19 protein-coding genes are annotated in these 22,971 nt (G+C 73.4%); 7 read left to right on the forward strand and 12 right to left on the reverse strand.

Translation table 11 applies throughout. The features are described from left to right. Positions 1-71: 71 nt before the first annotated feature. On the reverse strand, positions 72-578 hold the full coding sequence (locus E4U92_RS03985) for a MarR family winged helix-turn-helix transcriptional regulator (protein ID WP_174863702.1): 507 nt from the start codon (positions 576-578) through the stop codon (positions 72-74). Positions 579-739: 161 nt separating this feature from the next. Here E4U92_RS03985 and ilvA point away from each other — a divergent pair, with 161 nt between their 5' ends. From ilvA to E4U92_RS04000, 3 genes are all read left to right on the forward strand, one after another. Continuing rightward, entirely contained in the window at positions 740-1,969 is a 1,230-nt protein-coding gene (gene ilvA, locus E4U92_RS03990) for a threonine ammonia-lyase (RefSeq protein WP_137298834.1), read from the forward strand. 209 nt (positions 1,970-2,178) lie between these two features. Continuing rightward, the gene (locus E4U92_RS03995; RefSeq protein WP_137298835.1) at positions 2,179-3,156 is read left to right on the forward strand and encodes an ATP-binding cassette domain-containing protein; all 978 of its coding nucleotides are present in this window, start codon (positions 2,179-2,181) and stop codon (positions 3,154-3,156) included. Positions 3,157-3,161: 5 nt separating this feature from the next. Then, positions 3,162-3,968: an ABC transporter permease gene (locus tag E4U92_RS04000; protein ID WP_137298928.1), complete on the forward strand. Its 807-nt coding sequence runs from the start codon at positions 3,162-3,164 to the stop codon at positions 3,966-3,968. Positions 3,969-4,051: 83 nt separating this feature from the next. On the opposite strand, the gene greA is transcribed toward E4U92_RS04000, so the two are convergent. Then, entirely contained in the window at positions 4,052-4,552 is a 501-nt protein-coding gene (gene greA, locus E4U92_RS04005; RefSeq protein ID WP_067239900.1) for a transcription elongation factor GreA, read from the reverse strand. 142 nt (positions 4,553-4,694) lie between these two features. Continuing rightward, positions 4,695-5,096, reverse strand: a complete 402-nt coding sequence (locus tag E4U92_RS04010; RefSeq protein ID WP_137298836.1) for a DUF4307 domain-containing protein — start codon at positions 5,094-5,096, stop codon at positions 4,695-4,697. A 177-nt stretch (positions 5,097-5,273) separates the two neighbouring features. On the opposite strand from E4U92_RS04010, the gene mca reads away from it, so the two are divergent. Next, a complete protein-coding gene (gene mca / locus E4U92_RS04015; protein ID WP_168372525.1) occupies positions 5,274-6,134 on the forward strand; it encodes a mycothiol conjugate amidase Mca in 861 nt (286 codons plus the stop codon). After that, positions 6,127-6,402 (forward strand): hypothetical protein, encoded by a 276-nt coding sequence (locus tag E4U92_RS04020; RefSeq protein ID WP_137298838.1) that lies wholly within the window; start codon positions 6,127-6,129, stop codon positions 6,400-6,402. Before mca ends, E4U92_RS04020 begins: the two co-directional genes overlap by 8 nt. Before the next feature lie 57 nt (positions 6,403-6,459). Here E4U92_RS04020 and E4U92_RS04025 read toward each other — a convergent pair whose 3' ends face one another. After that, complete coding sequence (locus E4U92_RS04025; RefSeq protein ID WP_137298839.1) at positions 6,460-9,660, reverse strand: tetratricopeptide repeat protein; 3,201 nt, start codon at positions 9,658-9,660, stop codon at positions 6,460-6,462. A 156-nt stretch (positions 9,661-9,816) separates the two neighbouring features. Here E4U92_RS04025 and E4U92_RS04030 point away from each other — a divergent pair, with 156 nt between their 5' ends. Continuing rightward, positions 9,817-11,844, forward strand: a complete 2,028-nt coding sequence (locus E4U92_RS04030) for a thioredoxin domain-containing protein (RefSeq protein WP_137298840.1) — start codon at positions 9,817-9,819, stop codon at positions 11,842-11,844. A gap of 141 nt (positions 11,845-11,985) precedes the next feature. On the opposite strand, the gene E4U92_RS04035 is transcribed toward E4U92_RS04030, so the two are convergent. From E4U92_RS04035 to trhA, 4 genes are all read right to left on the reverse strand, one after another. Further along, positions 11,986-12,717: a Mut7-C RNAse domain-containing protein gene (locus tag E4U92_RS04035; RefSeq protein ID WP_137298841.1), complete on the reverse strand. Its 732-nt coding sequence runs from the start codon at positions 12,715-12,717 to the stop codon at positions 11,986-11,988. 33 nt (positions 12,718-12,750) lie between these two features. Next, positions 12,751-13,377, reverse strand: a complete 627-nt coding sequence (locus E4U92_RS04040; RefSeq protein ID WP_137298842.1) for a TetR/AcrR family transcriptional regulator — start codon at positions 13,375-13,377, stop codon at positions 12,751-12,753. Positions 13,378-13,382: 5 nt separating this feature from the next. Continuing rightward, positions 13,383-14,927: a DHA2 family efflux MFS transporter permease subunit gene (locus E4U92_RS04045; RefSeq protein ID WP_137298843.1), complete on the reverse strand. Its 1,545-nt coding sequence runs from the start codon at positions 14,925-14,927 to the stop codon at positions 13,383-13,385. A 133-nt stretch (positions 14,928-15,060) separates the two neighbouring features. After that, positions 15,061-15,840 (reverse strand): PAQR family membrane homeostasis protein TrhA, encoded by a 780-nt coding sequence (gene trhA / locus E4U92_RS04050; RefSeq protein WP_137298844.1) that lies wholly within the window; start codon positions 15,838-15,840, stop codon positions 15,061-15,063. 355 nt (positions 15,841-16,195) lie between these two features. Between trhA and E4U92_RS04055 the strand changes: the two genes are divergently transcribed. Beyond that, positions 16,196-18,019, forward strand: a complete 1,824-nt coding sequence (locus E4U92_RS04055) for a phosphoenolpyruvate carboxykinase (GTP) (RefSeq protein ID WP_137298845.1) — start codon at positions 16,196-16,198, stop codon at positions 18,017-18,019. Between the two features lie 192 nt (positions 18,020-18,211). Here E4U92_RS04055 and E4U92_RS04060 read toward each other — a convergent pair whose 3' ends face one another. Genes E4U92_RS04060 through E4U92_RS04075 form a run of 4 tightly spaced genes read right to left on the reverse strand, consistent with a single transcriptional unit; the run spans position 18,212 to position 22,658 of the window. Then, complete coding sequence (locus tag E4U92_RS04060; RefSeq protein WP_229863068.1) at positions 18,212-18,811, reverse strand: hypothetical protein; 600 nt, start codon at positions 18,809-18,811, stop codon at positions 18,212-18,214. Continuing rightward, a complete protein-coding gene (locus E4U92_RS04065; protein ID WP_137298846.1) occupies positions 18,798-20,363 on the reverse strand; it encodes a vWA domain-containing protein in 1,566 nt (521 codons plus the stop codon). Before E4U92_RS04065 ends, E4U92_RS04060 begins: the two co-directional genes overlap by 14 nt. Then, positions 20,360-21,568, reverse strand: a complete 1,209-nt coding sequence (locus E4U92_RS04070) for a toxic anion resistance protein (protein ID WP_137298847.1) — start codon at positions 21,566-21,568, stop codon at positions 20,360-20,362. Before E4U92_RS04070 ends, E4U92_RS04065 begins: the two co-directional genes overlap by 4 nt. A 25-nt stretch (positions 21,569-21,593) precedes the next feature. Further along, positions 21,594-22,658, reverse strand: a complete 1,065-nt coding sequence (locus E4U92_RS04075) for a hypothetical protein (protein ID WP_137298848.1) — start codon at positions 22,656-22,658, stop codon at positions 21,594-21,596. Positions 22,659-22,971: the final 313 nt, after the last annotated feature.

A 22,971-nucleotide genomic window follows, 5' to 3' on the forward strand; every position in this document is an offset into this window, starting at 1 on the left:
CTGAGGCCAGGGGGAGCCCTCCGGTCAAGAGCCGCGCACGCGCGGGCGCGTGGTGCGCGGCGCGGGCCGGGTCAGGACGCCGGGGACTGGTCCGCTCCGGGGACGCCCGGGGCGGACATGCGCGCCGACAGGGCGCCGTTGAAGCGCGTGAGGAGCGCGCAGAACGTCTCGCGCTCCTCCGGCGCCCAGTCGTGTGTCAGCTCGGCCATCAACTGACGCCGCGAGGAGCGCACTTCCTCCAGCCGGGACTGACCGCGCGGGGAGAGCTGCAGCACCACCGCGCGCCCGTCCTCGGGGTGCGAGGTCCGCTTGACCAGGCCCGTGTCGACGAGCGGCGCCACCTGCCGGGTGACCGTCGAGGAGTCGATGCCCATGCTGGCCGCGAGCGCCTTGACGCCCATCGGGCCTTCCCTGTCGAGGCGGTTGAGCAGCAGGTACGCGGCGCGGTCCATGGAGTTGCGCACCTGGCCGACCCCGCCGAGCCGGGTCTGTTCCGCACGCCGCGCGAAGAGCGCGACCTCGTGCTGCAGCGTGTCGAGAAGACCGGTGTCACCGACGGTCGTCATGTCCATCGACATTCCAGGTGTTGTGGGCATGGCCGGGGGCTCACTTCATGAGGGGTGCTGGGCTGGGGGACAGGGTACGCGGCCGGGACGGCGGTCGTACCGGCGCTGCGCCATCGGATTCCGCAGGTTGGTCACACCAGGTCGGCACGTGCGTGAACTGCGATGCTGGGGTCATGAGCTACAGCACGGCTGACTCCTTGCGGACCGTGACCGCGGACGACGTCCGGGGCGCGCAGAAGATGCTCTCGGGCGTGGCCCGCACGACCGCGATGGAGGGCAGCAGGTACCTCTCCCGGCTCGTGGGGCAGCCGGTGCACCTCAAGTGCGAGAACCTCCAGCGGACCGGGTCGTTCAAGCTGCGCGGCGCCTACGTGCGGATCGCCGGCCTGCTGCCCGAGGAGCGGGCCGCGGGGGTGGTGGCGGCGAGCGCCGGCAACCACGCGCAGGGCGTCGCGCTGGCGTCGTCGCTGCTCGGGGTGCGCTCGACGGTGTTCATGCCGAAGGGCGCCCCGCTGCCGAAGATCAGCGCCACCCGGGAGTACGGCGCCGAGGTGCGCCTGCACGGGCAGGTGGTCGACGAGACGCTGGCCGCCGCCCAGGAGTACGCGGTGCGCACGGGCGCGGTGTTCATCCACCCCTTCGACCACCCGGACGTCATCGCCGGCCAGGGCACGGTCGGCCTGGAGATCCTGGAGCAGTGCCCGGAGGTGCGCACGGTCGTCGTCGGCATCGGCGGCGGCGGACTCGCCGCGGGCATCGCGGTCGCCGTGAAGGCGGTACGGCCCGACGTGCGGATCGTCGGCGTGCAGGCGGCGGGCGCGGCCGCGTACCCGCCGTCGCTGGCGGCCGGGCGGCCGGTCGCGCTGGAGAGCCCGGCGACGATGGCCGACGGCATCAAGGTGGGGCGGCCCGGCGACGTGCCGTTCGCGCTGATCGGGGAGCTGGTCGACGAGGTGTGCACGGTGTCGGAGGACGAGCTGTCCGCGGCGCTGCTGCTGTGCCTGGAGCGGGCCAAGCTGGTCGTCGAGCCGGCCGGGGCGAGCCCGGTGGCGGCGCTGCTGAGCCGGCCCGGCGCGTTCGAGGGGCCGGTGGTGGCGGTGCTGTCCGGCGGCAACGTCGACCCGGTGCTGATGCAGCGGGTGCTGCGGCACGGCATGGCGGCGCAGGGCCGCTACCTGGCCGTACGGCTGCGGCTGACGGACCGGCCGGGGGCGCTCGCCACGCTGCTCGGCGTGCTGTCGGGGGTCGAGGCCAACGTCCTCGACGTCAGCCACATCCGCACCGACCCGCGCCTCGGCCTGACCGAGGCGGAGGTGGAGCTCCACCTGGAGACGATGGGCCCGGAGCACTGCACCGAGGTCGGCCGCGCGCTGCGCGGGGCGGGCTACACCGTCATCGACTGAGCCGGGGCCCTGCGTCCAGCTCACCCTCACCTCACTCCATCGGGTCATCTGCCCGAAACCCGTTGTGACTCGCGATACATCGCGTTATGGTGTGTCCCGGGTCGCGGTCCGGCCGTCCCGCGATGCGGGGGCGTGCCGCACCCCACCCGCTCAGACTTGAACCGCCACCCGAACTCATCGACGGATCCCCGAAGACGTGGAGAACTGTTATGCCAGGCGCCATCTACGCCGAAGGCCTGGTGAAGACCTTCGGCGACGTAAAGGCTCTGGACGGCGTCGACCTCGACGTCCCCGAGGGCACGGTCCTGGGTCTGCTCGGACCCAACGGCGCGGGCAAGACCACCACGGTCCGCTGCCTGACCACCCTCCTGCGCCCCGACCGCGGCCGCGCCCTCGTGGCCGGCATCGACGTGCTCAAGGACCCGGTCCGGGTCCGCCGCTCGATCGGCCTGTCCGGCCAGTTCGCCGCGGTCGACGAGTACCTGACCGGCCGGGAGAACCTGCAGATGGTCGGCCGGCTCTACCAGATGAAGGCCCGGCCCGCGAAGGCCCGGGCCGCCGAGCTGCTGGAGCGCTTCGACCTCGCCGACGCCGCCGACCGGCCCACCAAGACCTACTCCGGCGGCATGCGCCGCCGCCTCGACCTGGCCGCCGCGCTCGTGGTCTCGCCGCCCGTGATGTTCATGGACGAGCCGACCACCGGGCTGGACCCCCGCAACCGCCAGCTGCTGTGGGAGGTCATCAAGCAGCTCGTCTCCGGCGGCACGACCCTGCTGCTGACCACGCAATACCTGGAGGAGGCCGACCACCTGGCGCACGACATCGCGGTCGTCGACCACGGCCGGGTGATCGCCCGGGGCACCTCCGACCAGCTCAAGGCCCGCACCGGCGGCGAGCGCGTCGAGGTCGTGGTGCACGAGCGCGAGGCGATGGCGACCGCCGCCGAGGTGCTGCGCGGCTTCGGCAAGGGCGACACCACGGTCGAGGACCACACCCGCAAGCTGACCGTGCCCGTCACCGGCGGCGCCAAGCTGCTCGCCGAGGTCATCCGGGAGCTGGACGGCCGCGGCATCGAGATCGACGACATCGGGCTGCGCCGGCCCACCCTCGACGACGTCTTCCTGTCCCTGACCGGGCACGCCGCCGAGACCGAGGACGACGAGAGCGACAAGGAGACCGCGTCATGAGCGGCATGAGCATGGTGTCCGACTCGCTGGTGATCGCCCGCAGGAACCTGATCCGGATGACCCGGATCCCGGAGATGGTCCTGTTCGGTGTCATCCAGCCCGTGATGTTCGTGGTGCTGTTCACCTACGTCTTCGGCGGCTCGATGAGCGTCGGAGGGTCCACCGACCCGGACGTCTACAAGAACTTCCTGATGGCCGGCATCTTCGCCCAGACGGTGACCTTCGCCACCGCGGGCTCGGCGGCCGGTATCGCGGACGACATGCAGAAGGGGCTCGTCGACCGGTTCCGCTCCCTGCCGATGGCCCGCGGCGCGGTGCTGACCGGCCGGACCGTCGCCGACCTCGTGCAGACGTGCATCACGCTGACCGTCCTGGCGATCGTGGCCCTGATCGTCGGCTGGCGCCCCGGCTCGGCGGAGCCGACCGACGCGGGCCGGGTCCTGGGCGCCTTCGGCCTGCTGCTCCTCCTCGGCTACGCCTTCACGTGGATCGGGGCCCTGATCGGGCTCTCGGTCCGCACCCCGGAGGCCGCCACGTCGGGCGGGATCATCTGGCTGTTCCCGGTGACGTTCATCTCGAACGCCTTCGTCGACGCCAGCCAGATGACGCCCTGGCTGCGGCACATCGCCGAGTGGAACCCCTTCAGCGCCACGGTGCAGGCGTGCCGCGAGCTGTTCGGCAATCCGGGCGTCGTCGACTCCGGAGCCTGGCCCATGCAGCACCCGGTGTGGGCGTCCCTGATCTGGTCCGTGCTGATCGTCGCGGTCTTCCGGACCCTGGCCGTGCGCAAGTACCGGGCGGCGGACGGCTGACCGGTCCGCCCGGCCGCGTCACGACGCGGCCCCCGGCGCCGTGAGGACGCCGGGGGCCGCGCGGGGTGCTCGGGGTGAGCGGCTCAGCCGCTGTAGGGCTCGGCCTTGAGGATGCGGACGGAGGCCTTCTTGCCGTTGGGCAGCTCGTACTCGGCGTCCTCGCCGACCTTGTGACCGGTGACGCCGGAGCCGAGCGGCGACTGCGGCGAGTAGGTCTCGATGTCGGAGCTGGCGTACTCGCGGGAGGCCAGCAGGAAGGTCAGCGTGTCGTCCTCGTCGCCGTCGAACGCGATCGTCACGACCATGCCGGGCGCGACCGTGCCGTCCGTCGTGGCCGGGGCCTCGCCGACCTTGGCGTTCTCGAGGAGCTGGGTGAGCTGGCGCACACGGAGCTCCTGCTTGCCCTGCTCCTCCTTGGCCGCGTGGTACCCGCCGTTCTCACGCAGGTCGCCCTCCTCGCGCGCGGCGGCGATCTTGGCGGCGATCTCCGTGCGCGCAGGACCAGTAAGGTACTCAAGCTCGTCCTTGAGCTTGTTGTACGCCTCCTGGGTCAGCCAGGTGACGTTCTCGCTGGTCTGGGTCACAGGTGCTCCTCGTAGGTACTGGGAATACAAAACGTCGCCCCACCCAGAAGCATGTTCCTCCAGGGGAGGGCGAAACCACGAGCCTAACAATTCACCGGCGAAAGGGGGAGGACATAACCGACCAGATTGTCGTCAACGCAGGTCAGTCGGCGTGGCAGCCGAGCAGCTCGGCGGTCGTGCCGCGCGCGGTCGTGCGGAGCGTGACGACCTTGTCGATGCGGGTGGCCGAGCCGGTGAAGCGGAAGTCCCCGCGCCCCACCTCCGAGCCGTCGGCCGCCTGCGAGCGGACCGTGCAGTAGCCGCTGGTGCCGGCGTCCTTGTGGACCTCCAGGTGCACCGAGACCGAGTCGCCCTCGGCCTGGAAGGCGATCACCTGGGCGCTGATCTTGTTCTGGCCCACGTAGTGGTAGCCGAAGTAGCCGACGAGGAGCAGCAGCAGAGCGCCCAGCACGGCACCGACGATCTTGAGCGTGCGGTCGGCGTCCCGGTCCGAGGAACGGCCGTAGCGCCGCTCGGGCACCCGGGTGCTCGACGTCGTACTCATGATCGTCCTCTCGCCGGGTCCTGGTCGGTGGCGGGCGGTGTTCCGAAAACCGTCCCCGGAGCAGGGCCCCGGAATTATTGGACCCCCGATTCGGTCACTATAGAAGCCGCCGAACGCACCCCCAGACGCGGGGCGCCGACTTACGAGGATTGAGTCTTGACTGACCAGCTGCGACTGATGGCCGTGCACGCCCACCCCGACGACGAGTCGAGCAAGGGCGCGGCCACCATGGCGAAGTACGTGTCCGAGGGGGTGGACGTGCTGGTCGTGACCTGCACGGGCGGGGAGCGCGGCTCCATCCTCAACCCCAAGCTCCAGGGCGACGCCTACATCGAGGAGCACATCCACGAGGTGCGCAAGAAGGAGATGGACGAGGCCCGGGAGATCCTGGGCGTCAAGCAGGAGTGGCTCGGCTTCGTCGACTCCGGGCTGCCCGAGGGCGACCCCCTGCCGCCGCTGCCCGAGGGCTGCTTCGCGCTCGAGGACGTCGACCACGCGGCCGGCGAGCTGGTGAAGCAGATCCGCTCGTTCCGCCCGCAGGTGATCACCACCTACGACGAGAACGGCGGTTACCCGCACCCCGACCACATCATGACCCACAAGATCACGATGGTGGCGTTCGAGGGCGCGGCGGACACCGAGAAGTACCCCGAGGCCGAGTACGGCCCGGCGTACCGGCCGCTGAAGCTCTACTACAACCAGGGCTTCAACCGGCCCCGCACCGAGGCGCTGCACCGGGCGATGCTCGACCGCGGCCTGGAGTCGCCCTACGGGGACTGGCTCAAGCGCTGGGACGACTCCGGCCACAAGGACCGCACGCTGACCACGCACGTGCCGTGCGCGGAGTTCTTCGAGATCCGCGACAAGGCGCTGATCGCCCACGCCACGCAGATCGACCCCGACGGGGGCTGGTTCCGGGTGCCGCTGGACCTGCAGAAGGAGGTCTGGCCGACGGAGGAGTACGAGCTGGCGAAGTCGCTCGTGGACACCTCCCTCCCCGAGGACGACCTCTTCGCGGGCATCCGCGACAATGCCTGACATGAGCGCAAGCGTGAGCGTGGCAATGGCACACCTCGTCCCCCTCGCCGAGGTCGACGAGAACAAGGTCACCCCCGGTGTCCTCGGCTTCATCGTCTTCGCGGCGATGGCGGTGGCCGTGTGGGCCCTGATGAAGTCGATGAACCGCCACATGGGCAAGGTCGACTTCAAGGAGCCCCCCGGCGCCGAGGGCACCCCCGCGGACCGGGAGGCGGGCACGGCGGCCCGCACCACCGGCTCGCCGGAGGCCGGACCGCAGCAGGGCTGAGCGGCCGGCCGGCGGCCCGGCCGACGGCGGCGGGTGCCGCCCGCCCGGCCGCGCCGGTCAGTCCGCCAGGTCCACCGCCACCCCCATCACCTCCCGGGCGTGGCGGTCCGGCACCGTGCCCAGGTGCCACGCCTGCCAGCCCTTCTCCAGGGCCACCCCGCGCTCCAGCAGCAGCCGGTGGGCCTCGACGCAGTCGCTGAGCTTGCTGTCGCGCAGCGGATGGTCGGCCTCCGCGAGGCGGGCCAGCTCCTCCTCGGCGACCGCGGTGCCGACCTCGACGCCGCCCAGGGAGGCGTACGGCAGGAGGGTGCAGCGCAGGAAGCGGGCCCAGTCCTCGCCGCGGCGGTCGCCGTAGGAGGCGAACAGGCCCGCCGCCTCGTCGCACAGCGCCAGCGCCTGCGGGGTGCGCGCGTTGCCCGCGTCCACGATCGCCAGCTCCAGGCAGGTCCACGCCTCGCCGTGCGGGACGCCGATGCGCTGGAAGTCGGCGCGGGCGTCCACCAGGAGCTGGCGGGCGAAGCCGGAGTTGCGCAGCGAGCCCGTGCGGGCCGCCCGCTGGTCGCGGGTCACCCGCGCCGAGTGGTGGCGGGCGCAGGCCAGGCCGTACACGTCCCGCATCCGGGAGAACATCGACCGCGCCCGCTCCAGCTCCCGCACCGCCTGGTCCAGGTCGCCGCCCTCCTCCAGCGCCAGCCCCAGGTAGTACACCGTCCACGCCTCGCCGCGCGCGTCCTCGTTGTCCCGGTGCCGGGCCGCCGCCCCCCGCAGTCCCTCCACGGCGGGTGCCGCGTCGCCCGCGACCAGCCGGGCCCGGGCGAGCTGGGTCAGCGCCCACGCCTCACCGCGGGCGTCGCGGGTCCGGCCGTACAGCTCCAGCGCGGCGCGCAGGTCCGCCTCGGCCCGCGGGACGTCGTCGAGGCGCAGGTGGAGCTGGCCCCGCTGGAAGTGCGCCCACGCCTCGCCGTGCACCGAGCCGCCCTCCCGGTGCAGCACCAGGGACCGGCGCAGCAGGTCCAGCGCCTCGGCCGGCCGGGCCCGGTCGCGTTCCACGGCGGCGAGCGCGTGCAGCGTCCACGCCCGGTCGGTGGCCAGCTCCGGGGCCGCCTGCAGGTCGAGCGCCTCGCGCAGCTTGGCCGCCGCCTCGGTCAGCCGGCCCTGGTGGTGCAGGGTGATGCCCAACGAGCCCAGGGCGCGGGCCGCTCCGGCGTCGTGGTCCGCCCGCAGGTACAGGTCGACCACCGACGTCAGCGTCGTACGGGCCTTGTCCAGCTCGCCGAGCTGACGGGCCGCGATGCCGGTGCGCCACTGCACCGAGCGCACCAGCAGGTCCTCGTCGACGGACTGGGCCAGCTCGCTGATCTCGCCCAGCCGGTACAGGTCGCCGCGCAGCAGGCAGTAGTCGCACAGCGCGCCCAGCAGGCTGAGCACCGCCGCCCGGTCCACGCCCTCCGCGTGCCGCAGCGTCGCCGTGATGAAGCTCGACTCGTCGTCGAGCCAGCGCAGCGCCTCCTCCAGCGAGGTGAAGCCGTGCGGGGTGAAGCGGTCCGAGCGGGTCGACATGTTCCCGTCGACCAGGCGCAGCACCGAGTCGGCCAGCTCGGCGCAGCTCACGATCAGGCGTTCCTGCGCGGCGGCGCGCTCGGCCGGGTCCTCCTCCTCCAGCAGCCGGGCCTGCGCGAAGGCCCGCACCAGGTCGTGCAGCCGGTACCGGTCGCCGCGGACGGTGTCGACCAGCCCGGCCCGGGCGAGGTCCGTCAGGTGCCGGGCCGCCTCGGTGCGGTCCGCGCCGAGCAGCGCGGCCGCCGCGGCCACGCCCAGCGAGGCCCGGCCGGCCAGCGCCAGCCGCCGCAGCAGCCGCCGGGTCGGGTCCGGCTGGTCGGTGTAGCGCAGCCACAGCGCCCGTTCCACCGGTCCCACCGGACCGTACGCCGCCAGGTCCGCGGCCAGCCGGCGCGGCGAGCGCGGCCCCAGCGAGGACCCGGCGGCGCGCAGCGCCAGCGGCAGCCCGCCGCACAGGCCGACGATCCGCTCGGTGGCCTCCGCGTCGTACGGGCCGGTGCGGTCCTGCGCGGCGGCGCCCAGCAGCTCCTCCGCGCCGGCCGGCCCCAGCGGTGCGACCGGCAGCTCGTGCACCCGCGCCGGCCCGTCGTCCGGGAGGTCCAGCGGGGTGCGCGCGGTGACCAGGACCAGGCTGTCGGAGCGCTCCGGCACCAGGGCGAGGACCTGCGCGGCGTCGGAGGCGTCGTCGAGGACCACGATGACCGGCAGCCCGGCCAGGTGCTGGTGGTACAGCTCGCCGAGCCGTTCGACCTGCTGGTCGGGCGACGAGCGCTCCCGGAAGAGCAGTTGCTCGCGCGGCGCGCCGAGCCGGTTCAGCAGGTGCAGCAGGGCGTCCCGGGTCGGCAGCGGCGGCTCCTCGGCGCTGGCGCCGCGCAGGTCCACCACGCACGCCCCGCGGAACTCGTCGCGCAGCTCGTGCGCGGCCCTCACCGCCAGCGCCGTCCGGCCGCTGCCCGGCTCCCCGTGCAGCACCACGACCGTCGGCCGGGTGGCGGTGCTCGCCCGCGCCGACCGCGCCCACTGCCGGATCCGCTCCAGCTCCGCCCGCCTCCCCGCGAACACCCCACCGGAGTCGGGGAGTTGGCCGTACGACTGCTCCAGCAGGGTCCGGCCGCGGGCCGCCGCGCTCTTGTCGGCGCCGCGCAGCCGCGGGCCCGTCCGCCGCGGACCGGTGGCGGCCGCCAGCACCCGCTGCTGGTCCAGGAACGGGCGGATCCCGCGCACCTCCAGCGCGCTCAGCCACTGCAGACGGAGCTGCTCGGGGCCGCCCGGCCGGCCCGCCGCGCCCGCCCGGTGGTGCGCGGCGGGCAGGTGGGCCCCGGCGGCCTTCACCACGGTCGCCGCCGCGCCGACGACGCCCACGCTCGCACCGGTGCCGAGCGCGGTGCCCGGCCCGGTCCCCAGCACCAGGTCGGCGACGACCGCGGTGACGGCGGCGACCGACGCGACGAGCAGAGGGGTCCGGCCGCCCTGCGCGGCGTACCGCTGCGCGAAGCCGACCCGGCCGGTGTCCGTCTCGTCCAGCGCCCGCACGTACGCCCCGTACTCCTCGGCGGCCGTCCGCGCCAGCTCGTCCAGCGCCGCGCGCCCCCGGGCGAGCAGCGCCGCGCCGTCCGTACGCCCGCCCGAGCGCCGTACCTCCTCCCGCACGGCCCGCTCCAACAGCCGTTCCGCCTCGCCCCGATGAGCGTCCCGCATGTGCCGCGTCCCCCTCCGCGCCGACCGGTGTCCCGCGGTCAAGTGTGGAGCCGCGGGCGCGCCGCGGCGAGGGTGCGTGGCGGCGCCGGACCGGGCCCGGGCGGTGCCGGGGTGCCTGAGCGGTGCCGTGCGGGGTACTGCGGCAGGATGGGAGACATGGCGAACCGACTGGCCCTAGAGACGTCCCCGTACCTGCTCCAGCACGCCGACAACCCGGTCGACTGGTGGCCCTGGTCGGACGAGGCGTTCGACGAGGCCCGCAGGCGCAACCTGCCGGTGCTGCTGAGCGTCGGGTACAGCAGTTGCCACTGGTGTCACGTGATGGCGCACGAGTCGTTCGAGGACCGCACGACCGCCGACTACCTCAACGAGCACTTCGTCAACGTCAAGGTCGACCGCGAGGAACGGCCCGACGTGGACGCCGTCTACATGGAGGCGGTGCAGGCCGCCACCGGGCACGGGGGCTGGCCGATGACCGTGTTCCTCACGCCCGACGCCGAGCCGTTCTACTTCGGCACCTACTTCCCGCCCGTGCCCCGGCACGGCATGCCGTCCTTCCGGCAGGTCCTCGCCGGTGTGACCCAGGCGTGGAACGAGCGGCACGACGAGGTCACCGAGGTCGCCGGGAAGATCGTCCGGGACCTCGCCCAGCGGGAGCTCGCCTTCGGCGGCACCGATGCCCCCGGCGAGCAGGAGCTGGCGCAGGCGCTGCTGGCGCTCACCCGGGAGTACGACGCGCAGCGCGGCGGGTTCGGCGCGGCGCCCAAGTTCCCGCCGTCCATGGTGATCGAGTTCCTGCTGCGCCACCACGCCCGCACCGGCGCCGAGGGCGCCCTGGAGATGGCACGGGACACCTGTGAGCGGATGGCGCGCGGCGGCATCTACGACCAGCTCGGCGGGGGCTTCGCCCGCTACTCCGTCGACCGGGACTGGGTGGTCCCGCACTTCGAGAAGATGCTCTACGACAACGCGCTGCTGTGCCGGGTGTACACGCACCTGTGGCGCAGCACCGGCTCCGAGCTCGCCCGCCGGGTGGCCCTGGAGACCGCCGACTTCATGGTGCGCGAACTCCGTACCGAGCAGGGCGGGTTCGCCTCCGCGCTGGACGCCGACAGCGACGACGGGACCGGCCGGCACGTGGAGGGCGCCTACTACGTGTGGACGCCGGAGCAGTTGCGCGAGGTGCTGCACGACGACGCCGAACTCGCCGCGCGGTACTTCGGGGTGACCGAGGAGGGCACCTTCGAGGAGGGCGCGTCCGTGCTGCAGCTGCCGCAGCAGGACAGCGTGTTCGACGCGGCGCGGGTGGAGTCGGTACGGGTGCGGCTGCTCGCCGCGCGGGCCGCGCGCCCGGCGCCCGGCCGGGACGACAAGGTCGTCGCCGCCTGGAACGGGCTGGCCGTCGCCGCGCTCGCCGAGACCGGCGCCTGCTTCGAGCGGCCCGACCTGGTGGAGGCCGCCCTCGCCGCCGCCGACCTGCTGGTGCGGGTGCACCTCGACGAGCACGGGCGGCTGGCCCGCACCAGCAAGGACGGCCGGGCCGGCGCGAACGCCGGGGTGCTGGAGGACTACGCCGACGTCGCCGAGGGCTTCCTCGCGCTGGCCTCGGTGACCGGGGAGGGCGTGTGGCTGGACTTCGCCGGGCTGCTGCTCGACCACGTCCTGACCCGGTTCGTCGGCGAGGACGGCACCCTCTTCGACACGGCCGCGGACGCCGAGCGGCTGATCCGGCGCCCCCAGGACCCGACCGACAACGCCGCGCCCTCCGGCTGGACGGCGGCCGCCGGCGCGCTGCTGTCGTACGCCGCGCACACCGGGTCCGAGCCGCACCGGGTGGCCGCCGAGAGGGCGCTCGGCGTCGTCAAGGCGCTCGGCCCGCGCGTGCCCCGGTTCATCGGCTGGGGGCTCGCGGTGGCGGAGGCGCTGCTCGACGGGCCGAAGGAGGTCGCGGTCGTGGGCCCCGCCCTGGACGACCCCGCCACCCGCCTGCTGCACCGCACGGCCCTGCTCGGCACGGCGCCGGGCGCGGTCCTCGCCTGGGGCACGGCGGGCAGCGACGAGTTCCCCCTCCTCGCGGACCGCCCCCTGGTCGGCGGCGAGCCGGCGGCGTACGTGTGCCGCAACTTCACCTGCGACGCCCCGACGACGGACCCGGAGCACCTGCGCAGGAGCCTGGGCGGCTGACGGCGTCCCGGATGCGGGCGCACCGCGCCCCGTACGCCGGGCTGGGCCGTGTCTTTCGGATCACCCCGGGGCCGCGGGGCTTGGCACGCACATCTGCTGCGTTGTCGTCGGTCCGTATCGGGCTGATCCGAAAGACACGGCCTAGCCGTGCCCCCCGTGTTCCGTCACCGCGCGGTGCACGATGGCCTCGAGCTGTTCGTGGTGGGCTCCCTTCCAGTACGCGCGGCCGCAGGAGCCGCACCGGGCGAACACGTCGTACGTCCGGTGCGTGCCCTGGGCGAGCTGGTCGGCGACCTCGTCCTTGGTGGCCTCGCGCAGCAGGCCGTTGCAGGCGGTGCAGCGCGTCCAGGGGCGCAGCTCGGGGCGGAAGCGGCCGAGGACGTCGTCGAGCTGGTCGTCGGGGCGGGTGCTGTAGACGAACGCGCCCGCCCACAGCTCGCGGCGGCGCAGCAGGCCCCGGTCGCGGCTGAGCAGCACCCGCTGCTCGGCGGCCGACCGCGCGGCCAGCGCCGGGTCGCCGATGTCCGTCGACTCGTACGCCGTGTCCACGCCCAGCAGCCGCAGCCGGCGGGCGAGGGTGCCCAGGTGCACGTCGAGCAGGAAGCGCAGGGGCGCCCCGGGCACCCGCTGGGGGCGGGTGACGGGCCGGACGCTCACCGACTCGCCGTCCGCCGGGACGTGCCCGGCCGGCACCCGGCGGCCGTCGACGACCAGCGCGCCGACCTCGGTGAGCGGGACGCCGAGCGACTCGACGACGTGGCCGAGCGTGGAGACGCCGTCGACGGCGAGCGCCGTGCTGCCGTGGCGCCGGGCGTGCGGGACGAACAGGGCCAGCTCGGGGGCGACGTCCACGTGGATCTCGGGTGCGGTCACGAGGCCAGGATGACACGCGCGGGCGGGCCGACCTCAGGGCTTTTTCGCCGGGAACCCCTGCTCGAGCACGGTCAGGGCGCGGTCGAGGAGGCCGTGCAGGTCCTCGCGCATGCCGCCCTCCGCCCAGTACTGGTAGACCTCCGCGAGGCCCCCGATCAACGACATCGTGTAGACCCGTACCTCCAGGTCGTCCGTGCCGAGGCCGGCGCGCTCGGCGACGGCCTCGGCGAGCATCCGGCCGGTGACGGACATGGTCTCCAGCATCCGGGCCCGCACCGCCGGGACCTGGTTCATCAGGTGCGCCCGCAGCCGGGTGACCTCCAGGTCCTGGTCGGACATCTGGACGGCCCGGCCGACGACGTACCGCACGGAGTCCGTCCACGGCTCGTCCGCGGGACGCGAGCGCAGCTCCTGGAGCATCAGCGGGTCGTACTCGTCCGTGAGGACGATGTCCTCCTTGGTCGGGAAGTACCGGAAGACCGTGGACGGCGACACCTCGGCCCGCTCGGCGATCTGCTCGATCGTGGTGGCCTCGTACCCCTGCTCCTCGATCAGGGCGTAGGTCGCCTCACGGATCGCCGTCCTGGTCTTGATCTTCTTCCGTTCCCGGAGGCCCAGCCGGGGACCGTCCGCCGCGGAGGAGGTGTGTACGGGCGTCATGGACGTCATTGTCGGGCATCGGCCTCCTCGCCAGCCATGACGGGCACGGCGGGCGCCCGCTCCGGCCGGGGCGCGCCCGGCAGGAAGGCCGCCGCGGGCAGCGCCGAGACCAGGGCGGCGACGCCGCACACCAGCAGCACGACGCCCATGCCGTGGACGTAGGCGCTGTCGGCGGAGGCCGCCAGGTCGGCGGAGCCCACCCGCTCGGCGACGAGGTGCGCGGCGACCACGGAGTCCCCGGCGGTGCCGGCGGCCCGAGGCGGCAGCCCGCCGGTGTCGAGGCGGTCGCGGAAGGTGCCGGCGAGCAGGCTGCCGAGCAGGGCGATGCCGATCGCGCCGCCCACCTGGCGCAGGGTCATCAGCAGGCCGGAGCCGCTGCCGGCGCGGTCGCGGGGCAGGGCGTCCAGGGCGCTGTTCATCGCGGGGATGAGCGCGAAGCCGAAGCCGAGCCCGGTGACGGACAGCCACAGCGCGGTGAAGCCGTAGCCGGAGTCCGTCGTGGTCCCGCTGCCGAGGAACGCGGCGAACGCGAGGACGACCAGGCCGGCGGTCACCGCGGCGCGGGCGCCGAAACGCGCGGTGAGCTGCGGGGCGGTGCGCGAGGCGACCAGCAGGCCGCCCATCATCGGCAGCAGCCGCAGCCCGGTGCCGAGGGCGTCGTGGCCGAGCACGGCCTGGAGGTAGGGCGGCAGCACGAACAGCAGGCCGGACAGGACGAACATCACCAGGGTCGCGGCGACGGTGTTGAGCAGGAAGCCGCGGTGGGCGAGCAGGGTCATGTCGAGCATGGGCCGCTCGACGCGGCGTTCGCGCAGGACGAGCGCGGTGAGGAGGACGACGGACCCCCCGAGGGCGCCCAGCACCAGCGCGTCGCCCCAGCCGCGGCCGGGTGCCTCGATGATCCCGTAGACCAGGGCGGCGAGGCCGGTCGCGGTGAGCGCGGTGGACACCGCGTCGACCTTGGGGGAGGCGGGGTCCCGGGTCTCCGGGAGCAGGAAGAGGCAGGCGGCGATGCCGACGGCGGCCATGGGCACGTTGACCAGGAACACCGAGCCCCACCAGAAGTGGTTCAGCAGCCAGCCGCCCACGATCGGGCCGAGCGGCAGGCCCAGCGCGGAGGCGGCGGAGGTGATGCCGACGGCCTTGGCGCGCTCCTCGGGGGCGAACAGGGAGGGCAGCACGGAGAGCGCGAGCGGGGTGACCAGGGCCGCGCCGACGCCCATCACGGCGCGGGCGGCGATCACCGTCCCCACCCCGCCGGCCAGCGCGCCGGCCAGGGAGCCGGCCAGGAAGATCCCGAGTCCGACGACGAGCATCAGGCGCCGTCCGAAGCGGTCGCCGAGCAGACCGGCCGGGAGCATCAGCGCGGCGAAGACGACGACGTAGGCGTCGGCCATCCACTGCTGCTCGCCGGTGGTGGCGCCCAGGTCGGCGGCCATGGTCGGCAGGGCCACGTTGAGGATCGTCGTGTCGAAGCCCAGGGTCAGCATGCTCGCGACCAGGGCGGCGAGGGCCCACCAGCGACGGGGGTCCGGAGTGAAGGTGTCCATGAAGTGAGAGTAACTGTCAAAAGCCGAGTCCTGTCAATTGAGAGAGGAAGTCAGTCGGTTCGGCGCACGAAAAAGGGCCACGGCGGGAAGCCGTGGCCCTTCGGTCGGGTGCGGGCACCTCACGCGTGGCGCGTCACGCGTGCTGGTACGCCACCAGCGAGATGCCGACGTAGTGCACCGCGAACGCGGCCAGCGTGAGGGAGTGGAACACCTCGTGGAAGCCGAACCAGCGCGGTGAGGGGTTCGGGCGCTTGATGCCGTAGACGATGCCGCCCGCGCTGTAGAGCAGACCGCCGACGATCACCAGGATCAGCACGGCGAGGCCGCCGGCGTGCAGGAAGTCGGGCAGGAAGAACACGGCCGCCCAGCCCATCGCGATGTAGCAGGGCGTGTAGAGCCAGCGCGGCGCGCCCACCCAGAAGACCCGGAAGACGATGCCGGCGCCCGCGGCGGCCCAGATGCCCCACAGCAGCCACCGGCCCTTGACGCCCGGCAGGAGCAGCAGGGTCAGCGGGGTGTAGGTGCCGGCGATGATCAGGAAGATGTTGGCGTGGTCCAGCCGGCGCAGGATGCCGTCCATGCGCGGGCTCCAGTCGCCCCGGTGGTACAGGGCGCTCACGCCGAACAGCAGGCAGGCCGTCAGGGCGTAGATGCCGCAGGCGATCCGGCCGCGGGGGGAGTCCGCCAGCGCGGTGAGCACCAGGCCGGCGATCAGCGCGGCCGGGAACATGCCCAGGTGCAGCCAGCCGCGCAGCTTCGGCTTGATCGGCTCGGTGAGGTGCTCGGCGACCTGCTGCTTGACCTGCTGGGCGAACTGGTGGGCGGTCGAGGGCGTGGTGGAGGAGGAGCGCGCACCGGAACGGCGGCCGGCGGCCGGCGAGTCCGAGGGCACGTCGGGGACGGGCGCAGTCATACGCCGAATTTTACTTACGGAGCCGTAAGTCATGGATCAGCCCCCGCCTCACCTGCCGCGAACGGCCGTCATCTTGTGCTTCCACAGGGGCTGTTCGCCCTCGTTTCTTTGGTGAAACCCGCGGTTCGCCCAAAGAACGCCCCCTTGAACGCCAAGTGGACGCAAAGGAACGCCGTGCACGTGGCGAGCCTCACTCCGCTCATCTGTGACCTCCTCTGGACAGATGGGCCCGTCCGTCGGAGGATCAAATGAGTGCGGTCGGCACCGGATGAGCGCAGCCAGGGAGGCGGCGCGGCATCCGGGTCGCGGCCCCCACGGGGCAGACAAGGACAAAATCCCTCACCTAGGAGCGATCGTGGCGCGCGACATCGCGGCTCCCCCCGTCACCCCGACCACTCATCAGGAACTGATCTCGTGGGTCAACGAGATCGCGGAGCTGACCCAGCCGGACGCCGTGGTCTGGTGCGACGGATCCGAGGCCGAGTACGAGCGGCTGTGCGACGAGCTCGTGGCGAAGGGCACCTTCCGCAAGCTCGACCCGATCAAGCGCCCGAACTCCTACTACGCCGCCTCCGACCCGACCGACGTCGCGCGCGTCGAGGACCGGACCTTCATCTGCTCCGAGAAGGAGGAGGACGCCGGCCCCACCAACCACTGGAAGGACCCCGCCGAGATGCGGGAGGTCTTCACCGGTGAGCAGGGCCTGTTCCGCGGCTCCATGCGCGGCCGCACCATGTACGTCGTGCCCTTCTGCATGGGCCCGCTCGGCTCCCCGCTGTCCGCGATCGGCGTCGAGATCACCGACTCCGCCTACGTCGCCGTCTCCATGCGCACCATGACCCGCATGGGACGGCCCGTCCTGGACGAACTCGGCTCCGAGGGCTTCTTCGTCAAGGCCGTGCACACCCTGGGCGCGCCGCTGGAGGAGGGCCAGGAGGACGTGCCGTGGCCCTGCAACTCCACCAAGTACATCTCGCACTTCCCCGAGTCCCGCGAGATCTGGTCCTACGGCTCCGGCTACGGCGGCAACGCCCTGCTCGGCAAGAAGTGCTACGCCCTGCGCATCGCCTCCGTCATGGCCCGCGACGAGGGCTGGCTCGCCGAGCACATGCTGATCCTCAAGCTCACCCCGCCGCAGGGCGAGTCGAAGTACGTGGCCGCCGCCTTCCCCAGCGCCTGCGGCAAGACCAACCTCGCCATGCTGGAACCCACCGTCTCCGGCTGGACGGTGGAGACCATCGGCGACGACATCGCCTGGATGCGCTTCGGCGAGGACGGCCGCCTGTACGCCATCAACCCCGAGGCGGGGTTCTTCGGCGTCGCGCCCGGCACCGGTGAGCACACCAACGCCAACGCGATGAAGACGCTGTGGGGCAACGCCGTCTTCACCAACGTCGCGCTCACCGACGACAACGACGTGTGGTGGGAGGGCATGACCGAGGAGCTGCCGGCCCACCTCACCGACTGGAAGGGCAACGACTGGACGCCCGACTCCACGACCCCGGCCGCGCACCCCAACGCCCGTTTCACCGTGCCGGCCGCGCAGTGCCCGATCATCGCGCCCGAGTGGGAGGACCCCAAGGGCGTGCCGATCTCCGCGATCCTCTTCGGCGGACGCCGCGCCAGCGCCGTACCGCTGGTCACCGAGTCCTTCGACTGGAACCACGGCGTCTTCCTCGGCGCCAACGTGGCCTCCGAGAAGACCGCAGCCGCCGAGGGCAAGGTCGGCGAGCTGCGCCGCGACCCGTTCGCGATGCTGCCGTTCTGCGGCTACAACATGGGCGACTACATGGCCCACTGGGTCGACGTGGCCAAGGACAAGGACCAGTCCAAGCTGCCGAAGATCTACTACGTCAACTGGTTCCGCAAGGACGACGCGGGCCGGTTCGTCTGGCCCGGCTTCGGTGAGAACTCCCGCGTCCTGAAGTGGATCGTGGAGCGCCTGGAGGGCCGGGCCGAGGGCGTCGAGACGCCGATCGGTGTCCTGCCGGCCAAGGGCGCCCTCGACACCGAGGGCCTGGACCTGTCCGAGTCCGACCTCGACTTCCTGCTGACCGTCGACAAGGACGTGTGGCGCGAGGAGGCGGCGCTCGTGCCGGAGCACCTCAACACCTTCGGCGACCACACCCCGAAGGAGCTGTGGGACCAGTACCACGCGCTGGTGGAGCGCCTCGGCTGAGCCACCGCTCCCCCCGAACTCCGCGGCCGGTCTTCCGAGTGTGCCCTGACCAGCAACATCGTCACGGGCCGGCCGCGGTGCCGACCGGCGAGGTCCCGCACAACGGCGTGCGGGGCCACGGGCCCGCCGCCGTGCCCCCGTCCGCCCCGACGGGAGCACGGCGACGGGCCCTCGCCCGTTCCCGGGAGACCCTCAGCGGTCCTCCAGGTAGCGGGTGTGGGTCTCCTGCCGCCGGGCGTCCGCCTCCTTGAGCACCGCCGCCAGGGCGACCGTCTCCCGTGCCAGCAGTCCCAGTTGGCGGTCCAGGTGCCGCTCCGGCGACTCCTGGCCCGGCGCGAGCCGGTTCCACCACCGGGCCCGTACGAAGCTGTCGACCGCCTCGGGAAGGTCCTGGCGCACGGTCCTCGCCACGGTGTGCAGGCCCTCGGGGTCCTGGGCCAGCGCGTCGGCACCCTGCCCGGGCTCCAGCAACGCCCCCAGCAACGACGTCAGTTCGGTGACCCGGGGCGCCACCGAAGGCGGCAGGCCGACGTCGCCGAGGTAGCCGTTCAGACGGGCCAGGTCGGCCCGCAGCTCCTCCAGCCGGTCCGACGGCGTCGGGAAGTCCGGCACCGCGGGCCGCTCCGGCGGGGCGAGGAGGGCGCCCGCGCCGTAGAGCCCGGCCACCACCACGGGCCAGTAGGGTCCGGCCACCCCGGTGAACGTCAGGACCAGGCCCAGCAGCCCGCACGCGCCGCCCATGAGGTTCTTGCGGGACTCCAGGTAGCCGAGGACGCGGTCACTGGTAGCCACGGATCTCCTCGAACGCGCCGTCCAGCGAGCCGTCGCGGGCGTCGAACAGGCGGCCGCCGGTCAGGCCGGCGATGTGCTCCAGCTCCTCGCGGTCGGAGTCGCCGAACAGGACGGTGAAGACCGGGATGCGGCGGCGGTCGGCGGCCAGGCCCCGGTAGAAGGCGTCGAAGTCGCCCGCCTTGGCGCCCGTCGTGTTCTCGCCGTCGGTCATCAGCACGATCGAGGTGAACGCGTCCCGGTCCCCGCCGAGGTGGTCGTACGCCTTCTCCAGCGACGTGTAGAGCGCGGTCTTGCCGTCCGCGGCGAGGGCGTCGGTGTCCGCGCGGATCGCCCGCAGGCCCCGGCCGGGGTCGGCCGGCTCGACGACGTGGGTGCGCACGTCCTTCACGTCCGACCCGAACGGCATCAGCGTCACCTCCTCCCGGTCGCGGAAGTCGCCGGTGAGCCCGGTCAGCGCCGTCTTCAGCCGGGCCAGGCGGTCGCCCTCCATCGAGCCGGAGGTGTCCAGCACGTACACCGTCCGCGAGGGCCGGCGCAGGTCGTTCTCGTAGGCGTCCAGCAGCCCGTCGGCCACCGACCGGGTGCCCGGGAAGGGCAGTTCGCGGCGGCGGGCGGTGTCCAGGCCGGCGCCCGGCGGCACCGAGGGGACGACCGGGCGGCGGTGCGTGGTGTCGGTGATGAGCTTCTGCAGCGGCGCCGAGCACAGCGCCTCGGTGACCCGCCGGACGTCCTCGCGGGCCGCGGCGCCGGTGGAGGCGAGCGAGGACAGCGGGTAGTCGGCGGTGATGACGCCGTCGGCCGGGCGGATCACGGTCAGACCCGGGATGCCCTCGAGGACGGACTCGTAGTTGAGCAGCGCGTCCACGTCGCCGCGCCGCCGGTAGGCGCCCGCCAGCCAGCCCGACGAGCCCGACGTGAGCTTCTGGCCCCGGAAGAACTCCTTCAGCCGCGGGGTCGCCCCGCGCACGTCGGCGTCGGTGAGCGCGGACTGCGCACCGGACAGCGCCGAGGCCACCGAGACGAGCGTGGAGAAGCCCGAGTTGGAGCGCGCCGGGTCCGTCATGCCGTACGTCAGCCGCCCGGACCGTACGGCCTGTTCGACGTCGGTCCAGGTGACGTCGGCGGGGTTCCAGCCGAGGGCCCGCACGGTGGCCGGGCGGACGCCGACGGCGACCGGGCTGGACATCACCGGCGTCTCGGAGACGACCTTGCGCGCCGCGTCGGGGCGCAGCCGCAGGTAGTCGTCGGACGACAGCCACAGGGCGTCGTACCGGCCGTCGGCCTTCCCCCGGGCGAGCAGGTCGACGGCGTCGAGGGTGCCCATGTAGGTGGGGCGCACGGTGACGCCGGTGCTGCGGGCGACCTGGGCGAGGACCGTGGTCATGTCGCTGAGCTCGCTGGAGGCGAGCACGCGCAGGGTGCCGGGCCGGGCGGCGTCCGGGTCGGTGTCCGTCTGCTGCCCGGAGGCGGTGCAGCCGGTCAGGAGGGCCGCCGCCGCGAGCGCGGCGGCGAGGAGGCGTCCGGGCCGGTACGGCCGGAGTCGTGTCGTCACAGCCCGCCCTCCCCTGCGCCCTGGGAGCGGCTGCGCTCCAGGCGGCCGCTCGCCGCCTGGAGTTCGGCGGTGAGGTTCTCCACGGTCGTCGCCATCGCCTCGGTCGCCCGCGCCTTGTAGGTGTCGATCGTGTCGAGCGTGCGGTAGATCTGCTGGAACGCCGTGCGCAGGGTCTCCGCGCCGACCGCCGGGTCGGCGGCGATGCGCTGGATGTCCCCGCTCTGGCCCGCCAGCATCTCGGCGTTGCCCCGGACGAGGTCCTCGGTGGTGCCGCGCAACGCGTCGACCTGCTGGATCACCTTCTTCTGGTGGTCCAGGGCGGAGGCCAGCATCACCGAGATGCGCAGGGCGGAGACGGTGGTGGTGGCCGCCCGGTCGACGCCCTTGATCAGGTCCTCGTTGTTGCGGCGCACGACGTCCATGGCGAGGTAGCCCTGGGCGCACACGGCGAGCTGGGTGAGCAGGTCCTGGTGCTTCTGCCGGACCGGGAAGAGCACATCGGCCCGCAGGCCGTCGGCCTGCTCCGGGTCGGCCGCCGCGACGCCGGCGACGTGCCGCTCGACGGCCGCGTCGAGGGCCTCGGTGAGGACGACGTACTCCTGGAGCTTGCCCATCGTCTCCCACAGGCGGGTGCGCTCGGTCTGCAACGCGGCGTTGTCCCGGCGCAGTTCGTCCTGGCCGCCGCGCAGCGCGCCGACGATGCGGTTCAACGTGCCCTGCGCGGAGGCGTACTTGGCGACGTGGTCGCGCAGCCTGTTGCCGCCGGGCAGCCGGGACAGCAGCCGGCGGCCCCGGCCCGCGGGCACGTCCCGCGGGTCCAGGTCCTCCACGACCCGGCGCAGTGCGACGAGCGAGCCGGCCACCTTGGCCTGGGCGTCGCCGCCCTGGTCGGGCAGGGAGCGCACGGCGCGCTCCAGCATGCGGTTGGACTGGGCGGCGGCGGCCCGCATCTCGCCCGCGCCGAGCGCGGTGATCTCGCCGACCCGGCCGGCGAACTCGGGGGAGCGGGCGTCGAGGGCGGCGAGGCCGTCGACGTACTCGGCGGCCTTGCGGGCCATCTCGGCGCGCACCCCGTCGGCGACCGGGACCAGCCCGCCGGCCTTCTCCCGCGGCACGGACGCCACGGGCTCGGGCGGGGTGAGCGTGAACCCGCCGTCGAGTCCGGCGCCCCCCGCTCCGCCGGACGCGCCTGTCCTGTCTGTCATCTCTGTCATATGTGCTGGTCCCCCGTCATCCGCGCGCCCGGCGGGCCATCTCGTGCAGCACCGCGGAGGTGGGCACGGGGGCCTGCTTGACGCCGGTCAGTTCCTGCTGGAGATAGGTGCCGGCCGGGGCGAACCCGGTGGCGGTGCCCTGCGGGCGGAAGCCGTGCCGCACCGCGAGCCGGCGCAACGCGGGGTCGCTGCCGAGGAGTTCGGCGAGCGCCCGGCCGTCTTCGGTGAGCGGTACGGCGGTGTGGTCGCTGTTGACCGTGGTGTCCGGGTAGAGCACGACCAGGTCGTCGGGCCGCTGTCCGCCGGCCAGCAGGGAGGCGACCTGGGACTCGTAGACCAGGACGAGCGGGTTGCCCGCGCCGCTGACGAAGTCCCGGAAGACCGCGTCGGAGCTGGTCTGCTGGGCGCCCTGGACGGTGACGAGCTTCTTCAGCAGGGGCGCGGTGCGGTCGATCCCGGCGGCGTCGGCGACGACCCGGCCGCCGTTGTCGACGTAGGAGGCGGCGGCGAGGTAGAGGGCACCCGAGTTGGAGGACTCCGGGTCGGTGGAGGAGACGAACAGCGTCCCGCTCAACTCCCCGTACTTCGCCGCTCCCTTGAGCTGCTGCCAGGTGCGGTCGTGGCGGGCCGCGTCGAGGTAGGCGGTCATCCTCAGCGTGCCGCGGTGCCCGGTGGCGAGCGTGGCGAGGCCGTTGGCGGCCAGCACCCGGGCGGCGTCGCGGTGGGCCACGACGACGAGCGGCGAGTAGAACGGCCGCGGGAGCGTCCCGCGCACCTCGTGGCGGCCGGCCAGCTCGGCGGCGGGTGCCTGGCTGGAGGGGAACGCGAGGTCGTACCCCTTCAGGTCGAGCCCCTCCATGGCCCAGGACCCGGAGGTCTCGGCCTTGACGGTGTAGCCCTTGGCGGCGAGGGCCTTCACCACGTCGGGGTCCGCGAAGTACTCGGCCTTCTCGGACCCGATCACCATGCGCACGGTCTTCGTTGCCGTGCCCGTGTCCCCATCGCTGCGGCCCGCGACGACGGCGGCCACCACGCCACCGACCAGCAGAACCGCGAGGACGATCCCTGCGATACGTCTCACACCCCGCACACTCCACGCGGAATCCGACATTCCCCACGGCGAGGAGTGAACGGAGGATGACACCCGGGTCCCGTTACGACACGGCTGGCGACGGCGACGGCCGGCGCCTCGGAACAGGGCTCCACCGCAGCCCCCTCAGGGGCGCGGGGAACGGCGCGACGAGCCACGACGAACCCGCGGCCGCCATCCCCACCGAAGCCCCCACGGCGCAGCGCCCCCACCCGCCCACGGCAGGCCACAGCCACCGGCACCACGGAGGAACCGCCCGCTCAAGCCACGCAGTGCATGGCGCCCGGCCCGCGCGACGCTGCGG

The sequence above is a fragment of the Streptomyces galbus genome (assembly GCF_005280195.1).
Lineage (GTDB): Bacteria > Actinomycetota > Actinomycetes > Streptomycetales > Streptomycetaceae > Streptomyces > Streptomyces galbus.

Coding starts and splice junctions, on each gene's coding strand:
- E4U92_RS04025 (WP_137298839.1), bottom strand. CDS start 9,660: ATGCGGGACGCTCATCGGGGCGAGGCGGAACGGCTGTTGGAGCGGGCC.
- E4U92_RS03995 (WP_137298835.1), top strand. CDS start 2,179: ATGCCAGGCGCCATCTACGCCGAAGGCCTGGTGAAGACCTTCGGCGAC.
- E4U92_RS04040 (WP_137298842.1), bottom strand. CDS start 13,377: ATGACGCCCGTACACACCTCCTCCGCGGCGGACGGTCCCCGGCTGGGC.
- ilvA (WP_137298834.1), top strand. CDS start 740: ATGAGCTACAGCACGGCTGACTCCTTGCGGACCGTGACCGCGGACGAC.
- trhA (WP_137298844.1), bottom strand. CDS start 15,840: ATGACTGCGCCCGTCCCCGACGTGCCCTCGGACTCGCCGGCCGCCGGC.
- E4U92_RS04030 (WP_137298840.1), top strand. CDS start 9,817: ATGGCGAACCGACTGGCCCTAGAGACGTCCCCGTACCTGCTCCAGCAC.
- E4U92_RS04010 (WP_137298836.1), bottom strand. CDS start 5,096: ATGAGTACGACGTCGAGCACCCGGGTGCCCGAGCGGCGCTACGGCCGT.
- mca (WP_168372525.1), top strand. CDS start 5,274: ATGGCCGTGCACGCCCACCCCGACGACGAGTCGAGCAAGGGCGCGGCC.
- E4U92_RS04020 (WP_137298838.1), top strand. CDS start 6,127: ATGCCTGACATGAGCGCAAGCGTGAGCGTGGCAATGGCACACCTCGTC.
- E4U92_RS04045 (WP_137298843.1), bottom strand. CDS start 14,927: ATGGACACCTTCACTCCGGACCCCCGTCGCTGGTGGGCCCTCGCCGCC.
- E4U92_RS03985 (WP_174863702.1), bottom strand. CDS start 578: ATGTCGATGGACATGACGACCGTCGGTGACACCGGTCTTCTCGACACG.
- E4U92_RS04070 (WP_137298847.1), bottom strand. CDS start 21,568: ATGACAGACAGGACAGGCGCGTCCGGCGGAGCGGGGGGCGCCGGACTC.
- E4U92_RS04000 (WP_137298928.1), top strand. CDS start 3,162: ATGAGCATGGTGTCCGACTCGCTGGTGATCGCCCGCAGGAACCTGATC.